General features: G+C 43.6%; 10 protein-coding genes. All 10 read left to right on the top strand.

The window, feature by feature from the left end:
• The first annotated feature begins 68 nt into the window (after window positions 1–68).
• The 10 genes from BU200_RS03815 to BU200_RS03770 all read left to right on the top strand — a co-directional run bounded on the left by BU200_RS03815 (window position 69) and on the right by BU200_RS03770 (window position 16,130).
• Window positions 69–788, top strand: a complete 720-nt coding sequence (locus tag BU200_RS03815) for a FadR/GntR family transcriptional regulator (RefSeq protein ID WP_075098903.1) — start codon at window positions 69–71, stop codon at window positions 786–788.
• Window positions 789–919: 131 nt separating this feature from the next.
• Window positions 920–1,540 (top strand): bifunctional 4-hydroxy-2-oxoglutarate aldolase/2-dehydro-3-deoxy-phosphogluconate aldolase, encoded by a 621-nt coding sequence (locus BU200_RS03810; protein ID WP_075098902.1) that lies wholly within the window; start codon window positions 920–922, stop codon window positions 1,538–1,540.
• A 1-nt stretch (window position 1,541) separates the two neighbouring features.
• Window positions 1,542–2,942, top strand: a complete 1,401-nt coding sequence (uxaC, locus tag BU200_RS03805; protein WP_075098901.1) for a glucuronate isomerase — start codon at window positions 1,542–1,544, stop codon at window positions 2,940–2,942.
• 12 nt (window positions 2,943–2,954) lie between these two features.
• A complete protein-coding gene (gene uxuA, locus BU200_RS03800; protein ID WP_075098900.1) occupies window positions 2,955–4,049 on the top strand; it encodes a mannonate dehydratase in 1,095 nt (364 codons plus the stop codon).
• Between the two features lie 11 nt (window positions 4,050–4,060).
• Complete coding sequence (locus BU200_RS03795; RefSeq protein WP_075098899.1) at window positions 4,061–4,900, top strand: SDR family oxidoreductase; 840 nt, start codon at window positions 4,061–4,063, stop codon at window positions 4,898–4,900.
• A 2-nt stretch (window positions 4,901–4,902) separates the two neighbouring features.
• Window positions 4,903–5,700, top strand: coding sequence for an HAD family hydrolase (locus BU200_RS03790; protein ID WP_075098898.1), 798 nt, complete (start codon window positions 4,903–4,905; stop codon window positions 5,698–5,700).
• A gap of 762 nt (window positions 5,701–6,462) precedes the next feature.
• Entirely contained in the window at window positions 6,463–8,187 is a 1,725-nt protein-coding gene (locus BU200_RS03785) for a glycoside hydrolase family 3 protein (RefSeq protein ID WP_075098897.1), read from the top strand.
• 1,026 nt (window positions 8,188–9,213) lie between these two features.
• Window positions 9,214–9,849, top strand: a complete 636-nt coding sequence (locus tag BU200_RS03780; protein ID WP_075098896.1) for a hypothetical protein — start codon at window positions 9,214–9,216, stop codon at window positions 9,847–9,849.
• 12 nt (window positions 9,850–9,861) lie between these two features.
• Window positions 9,862–10,302 carry a hypothetical protein gene (locus tag BU200_RS03775; protein WP_075098895.1) on the top strand — a complete coding sequence of 147 codons (441 nt, stop codon included), beginning with the start codon at window positions 9,862–9,864 and terminating at the stop codon, window positions 10,300–10,302.
• Entirely contained in the window at window positions 10,302–16,130 is a 5,829-nt protein-coding gene (locus tag BU200_RS03770) for a putative Ig domain-containing protein (RefSeq protein ID WP_075098894.1), read from the top strand. Before BU200_RS03775 ends, BU200_RS03770 begins: the two co-directional genes overlap by 1 nt.
• Window positions 16,131–16,269 lie beyond the last annotated feature (139 nt).

The raw sequence follows: 16,269 nt of genomic DNA, 5'->3' as shown, positions 1-16,269 counted from the left end.
GATTAAACGAATCAAGCTGTAAAATAGACCGAAGTGGGGATTTTTTCCAGTCTCAAGGAGGAATAGGAATGTCAAAACCTTTGGTTGAAAAAACAGCAGATCGCTTATTGGAGTTAATTTTGGAACGTGGCTATGTTGTAGGAGATAAGCTACCCAATGAGTATGAATTGGCGCAGGATTTGGAAGTTGGGCGTTCGACGATTCGAGAAGCTGTTCGGAGCCTAGCAACACGCAATATTTTAGAGGTGCGTCAGGGATCAGGAACCTATATCAGTTCTAAAAAGGGAGTTTCCGAGGATCCTCTAGGCTTCTCTCTGGTTCGAGATCGTATCAAATTAACGACGGATTTGTTTGAATTGCGCTATCTTCTGGAGCCTCGAATTGCCGAGAGAGTAGCACAGTTTGCCTCTGATGAGGACATTGCCCGCTTGGAAGAGGTCGTGGATGCTATCGAAGATGCCGTTCATCGTGGTGATGAAGCCCACTTGGAACTTGATGTCCAGTTCCATAGCATGTTAGCAGAGATGAGTGGCAATATTGCCATGATGAGTTTGATACCGGTTATCAATCAGTCCATTCATCTGATCAATGAAAATTATACAAATCGTCAGATGAAATCAGAGAGCCTAAAAGCCCACCGCAATATTTTGTCAGCAATCCAGAACCGGCATCCAGTAGCGGCGTATGATAGCATGATAGCCCATATAGTCGCTGTCAGACAGAGTGTTTTGACGGAATGGTTTGATAAAGATTTAACGCTTCATGGTTTAAATCCAAAAGAAAAATAGGATAAAAGATAAGTCTTCAAGTAAGGATTGAGGACTTATCTTATTTTTTTATGATCTTTTTCTTGACAAATCATCAGATGAATTATATACTGTAATCATAGTGATAGCGTTTTCTGGTGAAAGGAGAAACCATGTTACAACAGTTAAAAGAAAATTACTTTTTCGCAGTCATTCGCGGAAAAGATGAGAATGACGCGCTAGAGATTGCTCGGCATGCCATTCTTGGTGGAATAAAAAATATAGAAATAACCTTTTCAACTCCCAATGCAGCTAAGGTCATCCATGATTTGAACCAAGAGTTCTCAGATGATTTGTCTGTTATCGTGGGTGCAGGGACAGTGATGTCGACTGCTTTGGCTCAAGAGGCTATTGAGGCAGGAGCCCAATTCTTGGTCAGCCCACACTTTTCTAAAGCGATCCAAGCAGTAGCAGCAGAACACGAGGTTCTGTATTTCCCAGGATGTGCAACGGCAACGGAAATCGTATCTGCCCAGACAGCAGGGTGTCCGATTATCAAGCTCTTCCCTGGAGGGGTCTTGGGACCGAATTTTATCAAAGACATTCATGGGCCCATTCCAGAGGTCAATCTGATGCCATCAGGTGGCGTTTCGGTTACCAACGTTGCGGCTTGGAAAAAGGCAGGCGCGTGTGCCGTTGGAATTGGTTCAGCCCTTGCGAGCAAGGTGGCTGATGCTGGTTATAGGAGTGTGACAGAGATTGCCCAGTCCTTTGTAAAAGCAGTGGAGGAGTGATATGACCTTTAATGATGCTTCTTTTATGTTGAAAAATCAACCTGCTCATCGCTTGTATGAGCAAATCAAGGATCTGCCTATCTATGACTTTCACTGTCACTTAGACCCGAAAGAGATCTATCAGGATCAGGTCTATGACAATATTGTGGATTTATGGCTGGGTGGTGACCACTATAAATGGCGCTTGATGCGGGCGAACGGAATTTCAGAAGAAGAAATTACAGGATCAGCTTCCAAGCTTGCCAAGTTCAAGGCGTGGGCAAAGACAGTCAGCAGGGCTTATGGCAATCCGCTCTACCATTGGAGCCATTTAGAATTAAAGCAGGTTTTTGGAGTGAGCGAGCTTCTGACTGAGGAAAATGCAGAAGAGCTATATGAACGCTTAAATACCTTTTTACGAGAAGAACAGATCAGTCCCAGAAAGCTGATTAAGGCTGCCAAGGTGGCATTTATCGGCACAACTGACCATCCCTTGGATGACTTGGAATGGCATCAACGCTTAGCAGCTGATACCAGCTTTGAGACGGTTGTAGCACCGACCTTCCGACCAGATGAAGCCTTTATTGAACACCGGAATTTTAAAGATTTTGTCCATCTTTTGGAACAAAAAACAAAGCGGACGATTGACAGTTTTGCTAGCTTGGTTGCTGCTTTAGGAGATCGGGTTGCCTATTTCGCCCAAGCAGGTTGCTTGGCAAGCGATATTAGTTTTACCGAGATTTGCTTTGAACTGGCAAGTAAAGAGGAGTTGGACGATTTGCTGCAGGCTGCCTTGGCGGGGCAGACACTGCGTATCTCTGATATTCGAAAATGGCAGACAGCAGTCTTTGTGGAATTGTGCCGCCTCTACAAGCAGTATGGTCTTGTGACACAGGTGCATTTTGGCGCTCTGCGCAATAATCATACGGGCTTGTTCGAGCGCCTCGGTGCAGATGTTGGAGTGGATTCGATCGGAGATCAGATAGCCCTCACTAGCCATCTTAATCAGCTTTTGGATCATCTAGTACAGACAGATAGTCTGCCAAAGATGATTTGGTATAACCTAAATCCGACCTACAATATTCCCCTAGCCAATACCCTAGCTAATTTCCAAGCCAATGAACAAGAGCATAAAAGCCAGCTGCAATTTGGAGCAGGCTGGTGGTTTAACGATACAAAGCTGGGCATGATTGACCAGATGAACGCCTATGCAGAGCAGGGAATGCTAGCGAATTTTGTCGGCATGCTGACGGACTCACGGAGTTTCTTGTCCTACCAGCGGCACGACTACTTTAGAAGAATCTTGGCTTCATACCTTGGGCAATGGATAGTAGATGAGGAAGTGCCAGAAGACTATCAGGAGTTAGGACAGGTGGCAGAAGCTATTTCTTACTATAATGCGAAACAATTTTTTGAAAAATAATGAGGTAATAAGATGAAAATGTCTTTTCGTTGGTACGGGAAAAAAGATCCTGTGACCCTAGCAGAAATCAAAGCAATTCCCGGCATGCAGGGAATTGTGACAGCGGTTTATGATGTTCCAGTTGGTCAGGCATGGCCCTTGGAAAAACTGCTAGAATTGAAAAAAATGGTAGAAGATGCCGGTCTTGAAATCACTGTGATTGAATCGATCCCAGTGCATGAAGACATCAAGCAGGGGAAAGCCAATCGTGATGCCTTGATTGAAAATTATAAGACCTCCATCAAAAACGTTGGTCTTGCTGGGATTCCAGTCGTATGTTACAATTTTATGCCAGTTTTTGACTGGACCCGCTCTGATTTGCATCACCCTCTTCCTGATGGCTCCACCTCCCTCGCCTTTCTGAAAGAAGACTTGGCAGGAGTTGACCCTGTGGCAGATGATTTGAACTTGCCGGGATGGGATTCTTCTTATTCTAAGGATGAAATGAAAGCGATTATTGAAAATTACCGCCAGAATATTTCTGAAGAAGACCTCTGGGAAAATCTAGCTTACTTTATTCAAGCGATTATGCCGACCGCAGAAGCTGCTGGTGTGAAGATGGCGATTCACCCAGATGACCCCCCGTATGGTATCTTTGGACTTCCACGTATTATAACTGGTCAAAAGGCAGTAGAGCGTTTCCTTGATCTATATGATTCGCCGACTAATGGTATCACCATGTGTGTAGGATCTTACGCTTCTGATCCTAAAAATGATGTCCTTGCGCTGACTGAATATGCCTTGAAGCGTAACCGTATCAACTTTATGCATACCCGCAATGTCACGGCAGGAGATTGGGGCTTCCAAGAAACCGCCCATCTATCCCAGGCAGGTGATATTGATATGAACGGAGTTGTGAAATTGCTCGTTGCCCATGATTGGCAGGGAGCCCTGCGTCCTGACCATGGTCGTAGGATCTGGGGAGACCAGACCCAGACACCGGGCTACGGGCTTTACGACCGAGCTTTAGGGGCGACTTATTTCAATGGCCTCTATGAAGCCAATATGATAGCAGCAGGCAAGGTGCCGGATTTTGGGATTCGGGCTAAGACCCTAGGGAAAAAATAGGAGGTAGACAGATGACAAAAGTGATTGAATTTAAGGATAAGGTTGTCGTGATTACAGGCGCTGGAGGTGTCCTCTGTGGCTACTTGGCAAAAGAATTTGCTAAGGCGGGTGCCAAGGTTGCCCTCCTTGATTTGAATGAAGCAGCTGCTCAGGTCTTTGTGGATGAGATTGAAGCAGCAGGCGGTGTAGCAAAAGCCTACAAATCAAATGTCTTATCCAAGGAGAATCTGGAAGAAGTCCGTAGACAAGTATTGGCAGACTTAGGTCCTACCGACATCTTGGTCAACGGTGCTGGAGGGAACAATCCCAAGGCAACCACCGATAATGAATTTCACGAAGTGGGCTTACCGAGTGAGACCAAGACCTTCTTTGATTTAGATGAAGCGGGTATCAATTTTGTCTTTAACTTGAACTACCTTGGAACCCTGCTTCCTACTCAAGTTTTCGCGCAGGATATGATCGATCGTAAAGGGGCAAATATCATCAATATTTCGAGTATGAACGCCTTTACACCGCTGACAAAAATTCCAGCCTACTCAGGCGCCAAAGCAGCGATTAGCAATTTCACCCAGTGGTTGGCTGTGCATTTTTCAAAGGTCGGTATCCGTTGCAATGCGATCGCACCGGGCTTCCTCGTCACCAATCAGAATCGTGGGCTACTCTTTGATGAGACAGGGCAACCAACTGCGCGTGCCAATAAAATCTTGACCAATACCCCAATGGGGCGCTTTGGCGAGGCAGAAGAATTGGTCGGTGGTGTTTTCTTCCTAGCAGATGAAAACCTCGCTAGCTTTGTAAATGGAGTAGTTCTCCCTATTGACGGTGGTTTCTCGGCCTATTCTGGAGTATAAGTATGAAAGCAGACTATGTATTTTGTATCGATTCAGATGGCTGTGCCATGGATACCATGACCTATAAGCACCAGTTGTTTTTTGGCCCCTTGGCAGCAGATGTCTTTGAGATTGCAGATCGGAAAGCCTTTCTGGCAGAGTGGAACCATGTCAATCTCTATTCCAAAAGGAGGGGGATCAACCGTTTTGTTGGTCTAGTGACCGGTCTCAAATCTGCCGGTATGACAGGGATTGAGCAATTGGAGGCTTGGGTGGAGACGACTTCTTCCTTGTCCAATGCTTCCTTGGAAAAGGCCTTAGAAGCTACACCATCAGACGACCTCCAAAAGGCTCTGGACTGGTCTTTGCAGGTCAACCAGTCCATTAAAGACTATGACGGAGCAGTTCTCGCATTTGAGGAAGTACGAGAAACGCTGGCATTTCTAAAAACCAAAGGCAAGGTCTTCGTTGTCTCATCTGCTAATAAAGAGGCAGTGCTAGAAGAATGGCAAGACCAAGGCTTGCTGGAGTTTGTAGATGACCTCTATTGCCAAGACCGAGGCAAAAAAGAAGATGTCCTTGCTCATTTAATAGAAGAGGGATATGACCGTCATCAGATGTTGATGATTGGAGATTCACCGGGAGACTTGAAAGCTGCCGAACAAAACGGTGTGCACTTTTACCCAATATTGGTTGGAGCAGAAAAGACTTCCTGGGAACAACTACTACACACCTACAGCCAACGCTTCTTGAACAAGGAGTGGACGAAAGAATTAGAAGGGGCATTGGCAGCCCAATTTTGGGAAAATCTAGAGGACTAGAATAATTCTCATATACTCAATGAAAATCAACAAGAGGGAGAAAGGAAGTTCACTCCTTTCTAATTTCAAGGGAGCAGGCTGAAAACCTCTATCGGAGTTTTTCAAAGTGTATCACTCATCGAAACAAGTTGACAACTATACAAGACGAGTGAACGAAGGAATAAAAATAGAAATGAACGGACGATATAGTTGTTTAGTTTACTTTTAGTACTAGCTCAAACAGTCTGGGGAGAGACTGTTTGAGGTGGGAAATAAAGAAAACAAAGTTTTCGTTAAAAGTCGCAGGTAGTTGTCTAGTTGATAACTAGACAAGTGATAGATAAGAAAAGTGTAACTTTTCTCAATAGTACAACTCAAGATACGAGAGCGTTAAGCAACTCCTAGACAAAATAGGAAATACGACGAAGAAGCTAGTGAGAGTTTGCTTCGCAAACTTCTATTTCCCGCCTCTAAAGGTATGCTATACCTTTAGAGCTAGGAGTATTTATCTTTTTGTCAGTGAGTTGTAGCTCAAGTTCAATTATACAAGATACAAGGGCGTTAGACGAGCAAAGCAAAAATAGGAGTTTTGACGAGTGAAAAGCTCCAGTGGAGGTTTTCAGCCTATTTCCTAAAGAACCATCATCAGCTAAAACTGAAACAGTTATCGCTCTTTTTTGCACAGCTCGTAGCCCGAGTTCAATTATACAAGACGAGTGAACGAAGGAATAAAAATAGAAATGAACGGACGATATCAACCTAGACAGAGAAGGAGGACATAGCATGGCAAGATTAGTTGATTTAAGTAAAAAGCCCTACAATTTAGATAGGGATCAAATTGATTGGGTAGAAAGGACACTCACCGAACTTTCAGATGAGGAGAAAATTGGGCAGTTATTTGTCAATCTCTTCTTCTTCGGCGGTGATGCCTTCAGCGGAAATACATTGACGAATAAGGAGATTATTGAGAAATACCATATCGGTGGTGCTCGTTATATGAATGGCAGTCCCGAACAAGTACAAGGCTTGATCAATGAGTTGCAGGCATCTTCTAAAGTGCCACTCTTGGTAGCTGCCAACTGTGACTCTGGTGGTGATGGTGCAGTCAAGGGAGGAACCTACATTTCCTCAGGTGCTCAATCAGAAGCAAGTCGTGATACCCGTGTACCATACTTGGCAGGTCTGGTTTCTGCGCGTGAAGAGACAGCCCTCGGTGTCAATGTCAATTTCGACCCATGTGTGGACATCTTGGAGAACTGGCGTAATACCATTGTCAATACCCGCTCTTACGGGACAACTGCAGAGGCTGTGATCCGCTACACCAGCGCTTACTTGGATGGACTGACAGCAGAGCGGGAAGTGATCCAATGTATCAAGCATTTCCCGGGTGACGGGACAGAAGAGCGTGACCAACACTTAGTGCTTGGTGTGAATGAACTCTCTCCAGAAGCATGGGAGGCTTCCTTTGGTCAGGTCTATCGCCACCATATTGAGCGTGGAGTAGAAATGATCATGGCGGGACACATTGCCCTTCCTTATTATCAACAGCAGCTCAACCCCGCCCTCAAAGATGAGGACATCCTACCAGCAACCTTGGCGCCAGAATTGATTGACGGGCTTTTAAAGACCAATCTTGATTTCAACGGCTTAGTCATTACAGATGCGAGCCACATGCTGGGAATGACAGCGGCAATGCGCCGGGAAGACTATGTTCCTGCTGCGATTGCTGCGGGTTGCGACATGTTCTTATTCTTCAATAATATGGAGGAAGACTTCCACTTTATGCTCAATGGCTATCGCAAGGGGATTATCTCCGAAGAGCGCTTGAATGATGCCGTCCGTCGGATTTTAGGTCTAAAGGCGAAGCTAAATCTCCACATCAAGCAGGCAGAAGGAAGGCTCCTTAAAGATGCCGAAGAACTCGCAATAATCGGTTGTGAAGAACATCTAGCATGGCAGAGAGAAGCCGCGGACAAGTCGATTACTCTTCTAAAAGATACGCAGGCAAACCTACCGATTAACCCAGAAAAGCATCGCCGTATCCGCCTCTACTATCTCGAGGGAGAAAAAGGTGGCATTATGGATGCGAGCAATGAGGTTGTCGATCACCTCAAGGCAGCCTTGGAGCGAAGAGGTTATGAAGTCACAGTCAATGACGGAGATAGCCGGATCAAAGGGGCGACCCTGACCTACCGTGATGAAGTTGATTTGGCACTGACTGTCGCAAATGTTGTCGGATACGGTGCGCAAAACAATTACCGTATTCAATGGAAGACAGCCATGGCAAATGAAGTCCCTTGGTACGTGCATGAAGTCCCGACAGTATTTGTCTCTTTCAACTATACGACCCACCTCCATGATGTCACAATGGTCAAAACTGCCATCAATGCCTACCACCATAACCCCAATACGATCGAAGCCCTCCTTGACAAACTAGAAGGAAAGGCTGATTTCCACGGTGTTCCGAATGAACACGTTTGGGCTAAGAAGTGGCAAGCGAAATTATAGAAGGTGGAAGAAAGCTGTCTCCACTTTCAGCCTTCTTCCGCAAAGAAACGAGAAGCTCTAGCACTCATACGAGTGTTAGAGTTTTTTTGTTCTTTCCTTTATTTTAACAACAAAATATACGCATAAGCATTTATATTTAAGCCCTTTGATATACTACATATATCAAAGGTTTGACTTACAGTCAAACCTTATAACTAACAGTCTTTAAAAAATATCACAAGAATAACCACAATATATTTGTTTAATTAACTAATATAATATATCAATATGTGAAATTGGGATTCGCTACCAAATGACATATATTGATATATTATATATACAGTATCGGTTTTTAGGCGCTTTGAAAGAGACGGTTAGTTGCTGAATTAGGAATAGGAGGAGAAAAGATGCAAAAAAATGAAGCATATGTTTAGAAATATGTGTTTTCCAGATACCTAATAGTAGGTAAAAGGGCTAGTCATAGCCGTTTAGTTTATTTTTTGTACTATCGAAACGAATCGCAGATAACTGGAGTACAGTAAGACGAGTTAACGAAGTAATAAAGATGCAAACTAAATGACGATATTCTTAGAAAAGATGAAGAAGTATTAGCTGAAGGGAGGAAAGTAGTCTTGGAAAAAAGAAACAATTTTTATGAGAGCTATACGTTTATCTGTAAAAAATGTGGATGCCAAGTAGTGACACAAAGCGGAATTCTTGATAGGCGAACAGTATTTTGTAGTAGTATTTGTAGCCGACGTTATTGGAGACATTCTGAACGACGAACGGGATCTCATAAAGGAGAGATAGCTAGTGACAGTTGTGATTAGTTTTTACCTGACTGCTTTATAGTTAGAGTGCATACTTCTTGTTGTTTCTAAATGACTGAATAATATAAATCAATTTACATTAAAATAGTATTCTATGTATGTTTTTTTGCATGTTCAAGGACAGTTTTTCCAAGATCTATTCCTTATACCATGTTTTTCATAACATACTTTTTAAAAGTGAAATAGCTATAATATCTAACATTTCAAGGAGAAAAAAATGGCTGAGTTGAAAGGAACATTATTTTTTGGGTATTCAAAATCTTCTGTTCATCGGGTTTTGAATGCTCAACGCAGAGAGCATGACAATGAGTTGAGTCGGCAACGAGGAGACTATGAAAAAAAGATTCATGACTTGGAGGAGTTAAATGCGACCTTTAAACGGACAATAGAACGCTATCAGGAAAAAGAACTCTTTATTTCCGAAGCTTTGACAGAAGCCAAACGAATTTCCAGAGACATTTTGACGGATTCGGAGGTCAAGGCGGAAGAATTAATTCGTCTAACAAAAGAGAATCTTAGCGATCGTGTACGCAATACGGAGGTCAAGTTACAAGAGTTAGAAGAAGCACGGCGGAGAATTGTAACTCATGAAGAGTTTATGAAAGTTGAACTGCGCCAGCTGCTCAATCGACATATGGAAATGGTAGATCATATTGAGTTAGCGGACTTGCATGAACATGATTCCGAATTAAATACCATTCTAGAAAATAGTCGAAAAGTACTCTATCTAACCAAACAGATGGCAAATGAATCTGATAAGAGTTTGACAACTTCTTCAGAGCAGGTAGAAAACAACAAGGGCAATGAAGAAGATACGGGAGAAATTCCTCTCTATTCGTTTGGATCTAAATAGGAGCAGATGCTGATGTCGGATTTAAATCAAAGATTTCAAGAGCTGTTAGAAATGAAAGGGTTCCCTCTTAAAGTGAGAGAAGAGGAGGAAGCGGTAGTCTACAAAGGTCGACTATTAATTTTCGAGGATCATCAAATAGAATTTGCCCTATCTATTTCAAAGGGAGAATCAGAGTGTATATGCCAGATTGTCTTTAACCATCTGGCATATCTCCCCCATAGGGATGAGCGTTCTCTCTGGCTGGAGGGGATCAATGCGCTCAATCTCCAACACGGTCTTTATTACTATTTTGCGCTGGATGAAGAAAGTCGAGTTTTTGCGCGGCATGTAACCAGAGTTTCAGGAGATATAGAAGACCTATTCTACATTCTTAGTAAGGGAGGCTATATTGTTGAGCGCTCTCTAACGTTTTTAACAGATTATATACTAAACCATAAAGGAACGATGAAGTAATGAGTAAAAAACAAAGAAATAAAAAACGCTTGCGTTTGGAACAGAGACGACTGAAAGCAGTTGTTGCAGCAGCGGCTATCGGAACGACAGTAGGTGTCGGAACACCTCTTCATGCAGAAGAAGTGCCTCTTAGTAATGTTGGTACAGAACAAGTAGATCCGAGTGTAGCAGAAAAAGAAGCATTGATGGCTGAGGAAAGCTCGGCAGAAGCTGAGGTATCAGAAAAAACGGTTTCAACTGAAGAGCCGATAGAGACGACCCTTGTAGATAAAGCGAGCTTAGCACAGACATTAGATACCTTAAATGCATTGATTGAACAAAGTGCAAATACAGATACCAGTGATAAAACAGCAGAGAGTGTGGCAAGTTATGAGGCAGTCCTTGCGTTAGCTAGACAAGAGCAAGAAAAAGCAACGACTCTCATCACAAACCTTGCTGCGAACCAAGCAGAGGTAGATAGTCAAAATCATGCATTGATAGCAGCGATTTCCGACCTATCTCAAGCCCGTGCAGCCTTGGTTGTAGTCCCACCTGCTGTGGAAACAGAGGCAAAAAGTGAAGCAACTACGACACCAGCCAATGAGACCCCTGCGTCTGCTCCAGCTATAGAAATAGCACCTGCAGAGCGTACGGTTACCCTGCCTTATAAAGTGGTCTATAAAGATGTCGAAACAGGTGAGACGCTAGCGTCAGAAAATCACATGGCGACAGTCACTACAACAGATGCAGTAGCAGAAACCAAGGTGACAGAGGTGGCAAGTGAGATTGCAGGCTATGAGTTAGCTCCGAATCAGAACCCAGCAGTTGTCTTTACTGCCCGTGAAAATGAGCGTAACGTTCTGAACTTTAACCTTATAGCAGACAAGCAAGCAAATGAGGCTGTGGTAAATCAGGGCAAACCTGCTTTCCGTGCGAGTACAGCGGTGGATAATGATAAACCATATATTACCATTGAGCGGTATTGGGGAACTGGTGATCGGAGTTATGTTGAGATGACTTCAACTAAAAATGGAGATACGGTTGAACTCATCTATAAAACGGGTCTTACTCGCATTACTTCCGATGAGGTAGAGTTGACAGAAGACGCGAAAAAATTAGGCTTGACCTATGATCCTGTAGCCAACTATATTCGTGGAAATGTAGAGCTGGGCGTAGCTCTAGCAGTTGGAAATTACCAGATTGGACTCGTTTCAAAGAGTGATCCGACTGTTAAGGCGACTGCACTCTGGAAAGTGCAGAGTCACAAAGGCTTTGTACCGAGAGTAGATGCTACGTACACTGGAGTGTCAGGAGAGGACTTACCTAGAAGTACATCCTATGATGTAACAGGTCCGTCGGTATGGATCGGTTCCGGTAGTTACGATAATTTTGAGAGGTATGTGAAAGAGGGAAGTTTTCAAAGTACTGATGGAGAGAGGGTACAAGTTGGTAGGGAGTTTAGTGATGGTCACAATCAGCCAGCTACAAATCTTCGTTATCACGATTTGAAGGTAACAACGACACCTTTTGGCTATTATATAGAACGTGGAACTATTGAAAATGCGACTTCTACTACCCAGCAGTATCAAGCACGTTTCTCGCTTCTAGGTTTGGATGATTTAAGTACATTTTCAAAGCAGCTCACGATTGCTGAGTTTAAGCAAACAGGAGGGTCAGCAGGTGTTGAGCTAGAATTTATTGATAGGAGCGAGCTTTACCCAGCAAATACTTATTGGACACTGACAGGGAATACTCCTGAAGGAAGATATGCTGATGCCACGCATGAAACACCCTACTTGGTTAACTTCAAAAAGCTTCCTGATTTAGCAGGTAACTATTATGTGACCTTCCAAGTGACAGATAATCTAGGTTTAACGAAAGATTTTCGGATTGATTTTACAACCATTGAACGTTCACAAAATGGTGCTCTAACCAATGCAGACATCAAGTTTGAAGGAAATAAAGACTACACATTAGATGAACCAACCAAGGTACGTGTGCCGATTAGTTCGGAAGAACAAGAACTCGGTGTTATTACCAAAAATAAAGAGAACGCTACGCTCAAACCGGTTCGTTTCCCTGACGGAACGGAACTCACTGCCGATGGACGTTTGGTGAAAAAAGCAGGGGCGGAATTGTTACCGGGGAAATATACCTTTGATGTCGGGGTCATCGATGGACACTTTGGAGATAATGCTCCGATTCGTACCTTTGAGTTTGAAGTGGTAGATGCTATCAACCCGATTTCACATCAAGTCTGGAAAGAGGGGGAGCCAATTACGGCGATTCCTATTTCTATGAAAAAGAATACTCCATTGGCAGAAATAAAGGTCATCCCAAGTGACGGAGATACTTTTGCAGTACTTTCCGCCAACAATACAGATAGAACGATCGTTGGCTATGGCGTGACGCGTACAACGGAACATAAGACAGCTCGTGTGGAAGCTAAGTACCTAAATGCCAATGGCGAAACGGTAACAGTGGTGGCAAATTTCACCTATGAAGTTCAGCCAGGAGAAGAGACAGGGCTAGAATTAGATGTTACCAATGCCAACCAGACAGTTGTAGAAGGTAGCCGTTGGGAAAATATGGTGATTACCCATACAGAAGGAGCTACCCTAACAGTTGATAGCTCTAAACTGCCAGCTGGTACGCGCTATAATGCTCGGACGAAGACCATTTCTGGTCGGGGCTTGTATGAGGGAACCTATAAAATTCCGATTACAGTAGAAAAAGATGGTAAGTCCTTGACCAAAATGGTGAATCTGACTGTGACACCAGGTGAATTTGTCGTTGCTCCAGTAGATGAAACTGTCCAAGTTCTTGACAGCTTCAATTATAGGTGGGACTTGCCTGAAAACTATCGTATTTCTTACGCAAAGAAACAAGGAGAATGGGATATCGAACCTCAACCTTTTGAGATTCCTGGTATTTCTATTCGTGATTTGAAGCTTAATGGAACTCCGACTAAGGCAACAACCTATGAAACCCAAGTTACTGTGATTCGGGTACGCGCAGATGGTACGAAACAATCAGCTAATACAACCTTTAAATTGACCGTTACACCACTTCCCCACATTATTGAAGTCAGCAACGATAACCAGACGATTACTCGAGGAGACAGTATTATACCTATGGTAGTGACTGGAACAGCGCAAGCTACCAGAACCCTTGATACTGACGAAAGATTTGGATTTCCAAAAGGTTTAATCTATGATTCTGAAACAGGTATAATTAGTGGCATACCTGAGAAAGCTGGGACATATAGGTTTACTATTCTTTCAAAAGTTCACAAAGATTTAACAGGGGAAAGCTATTATGATGATGCTAAGTATAGTCAGATACGGAAAACAGTGACGATAACAGTCTTACCTAAACCACTAGAAATTGTTGCTCCTGATCGTGAAGTGACCGTTCTTTCTCCGATTGAGCCGATTATCATCAGTCATACAGATGGAAGTATTTTGGATGAAAGCTTTGTTCAATATTTACCGGAAGGTTTGACCTATGATTCTGCTACTAAGACCATCAGTGGAACTCCTACTCGAGCTGGAAAGTATAGAGTTTACCTCTCTGCCAACTATGAGGGCAATGTTCAAGAGGCTACAGAAAAAATGTTCACAATCAAAGTAAATCCACTTCCTGCTAGTATTGAAGTCAGCAATAACGGTCAAACCGTTCAGCTAGGTGAGCCAATTAAGGCTGCTCTTGTGACGAATAGTGAACATTCTTCTATTGTTGGACGCTATTTATCTACAGCATTGAACGAGGAGGATCTGGTAGATTACATCGCTAAAGAATATGGTCTATCCTATGATCCAGCTACGAAGACGATTAGCGGTACGCCGAAACAGGCAGGAACCCACCGTATCCGCCTTAGTGCACAAAACCCTGATGAACTTGGTAGAGCGTCTGCAGAAACAGTATTTGAGTTTACTGTTTTACCAGATTCGCCAATTTCATTGAAGGTGACAAATGATAGACAGTTTATCCTACTGGGAGATAGTGTTCGTACATTACAAATCACAAATAGTGATAATACAAGCTTGACCGTGGATGAGGCGACGTTACCAGAAGGTTTAGTGTATGATGCAGCTACTAAACAGATTACAGGTACTCCAAGCCAGACTGGAAGATACGATTTTGTAGTCACTGCGACCAGCCAAGATGGTAGTAAAACATTAACCCACACGGTATCAATTGATGTGATAAAACTGCCTAAGAAGGACGATGAAAAAGTTCAGTCAGCTGATCCACGTATCAATCCAGTGATTGAAGGAACAAGGACTGTTTCAGGTACAGGTGTGCCAAGTGCGACGGTAACTGTCACTTTGCCAGACGGCAGCATGCAAACGGCAATGGTCGGTGAAAACGGTATTTGGTCTATTGAAAGTACAACGCCGTTTGTCAAAGGCCAGTCTGTAACCGCTAAACAAACGGAAGCTGATAAGTCACCAAGTGATGCGATTAACACGACAGCTGTTCCAGAGATTACCAAAGGCGACAAGGGCGAAAAAGGTGATACCGGCGCCCAAGGCGAGAAGGGCGAGAAAGGTGATACCGGCGCCCAAGGCGACAAGGGTGATAAAGGTGATACCGGCGCCCAAGGCGAGAAGGGTGATAAAGGCGATACTGGCGCCCAAGGCGAGAAGGGCGATAAAGGCGATACTGGCGCCCAAGGCGAAAAGGGTGATAAAGGTGATACCGGCGCCCAAGGCGAAAAGGGCGATAAAGGTGATACTGGCGCCCAAGGCGAAAAGGGTGATAAAGGCGACACTGGAGCCAACGGTCAAGACGGTCGCGATGGTGTAGATGGCAAGTCACCAAGTGTGGTCACCGAACGCGGTAAGGGTACTAACCCAGCAGGCGAAGAGGTTGACGGTACATGGGTTATCACTAGAGATGGTGACGGTACCGAACTCTCTCGTACTTTCGTACCAGACGGTAAGAAAGGCGATAAGGGAGACCAAGGCGACAAAGGCGCAGACGGTGCAAATGGTCGTGACGGTGTAGATGGCAAGTCACCGACTGTTGAAGCAGTACCAGGCAAAGACACGGAAGGTCACACAGGTATTTGGGTGATTATCCGTGATGGTAATGGTGATGAAGTTAGCCGTGAATTTGTTCGTGATGGTATTGACGGTAAGTCTCCGACAGTTAAAACTGAATCAGGTAAGAACACGGATGGTCATACAGGTATTTGGGTCATTGTCATAGATAGTAATGGCAATGAAGTCAGCCGAGACTTTGTCCGTGATGGAAAAGATGGTAAGGATGGAAAAGACGGGGTATGTACTTGTATCAATAAACCAATACCAAAAGATCCGAACAAGCCAGACAGTGGAGAAACAAATAAACCGAATGAGGGTAATCCAAACAAGCCAGACGGTGAAGAAACAAATAAACCGAATGAGGGTAATCCGAACAAGCCAGACGGTGGAGAAACAAATAAACCGAATGAAGGTAGTCCGAACAAACCAGACGGTGGAGAAACAAATAAACCGAATGAGGGTAATCCGAACAAACCAGATGGTGGAGAAACAAATAAACCGAATGAAGGTAATCCGAACAAACCAGATGGTGGAAAAACAAATAAACCAGGTGAAGGTGATCCACATAAACCAAGTCTACCAGTTTCAGAGGAACGAAAGACTTCTACACCAAACATGCTTCCAATAACGACATTTGGTTCTTCAATGAATAGCACAACACCTCAAAGAACAGCAGTTTCGCCTGTACAGTTACCAAATACAGGTACCGAAACAATGCCATTCTTGAACCTACTAGCCTTTGCAAGCCTAGGCTTAGCAGGAGTGATTCTTTCTAAAAATAGAAAAAAAGAAGAGTAGTGAATAGACTGAATACAGCATAGTTTTCATAGGCTGTATTTGGTATATACTGTTATTGAAAGTGTTTTTTAGTGCATACTGGAGACGTTTGGGGAAGAAACAATATTGTTCTATATGCCATATCCGTTTTAAAAGACGG

This window comes from Streptococcus acidominimus (assembly GCF_001921825.1).
Classification (GTDB): Bacteria; Bacillota; Bacilli; order Lactobacillales; family Streptococcaceae; genus Streptococcus; species Streptococcus acidominimus.
Note: the sequence above shows the minus strand (reverse complement) of the source record. Positions and strands in the feature narration are given on the sequence as shown.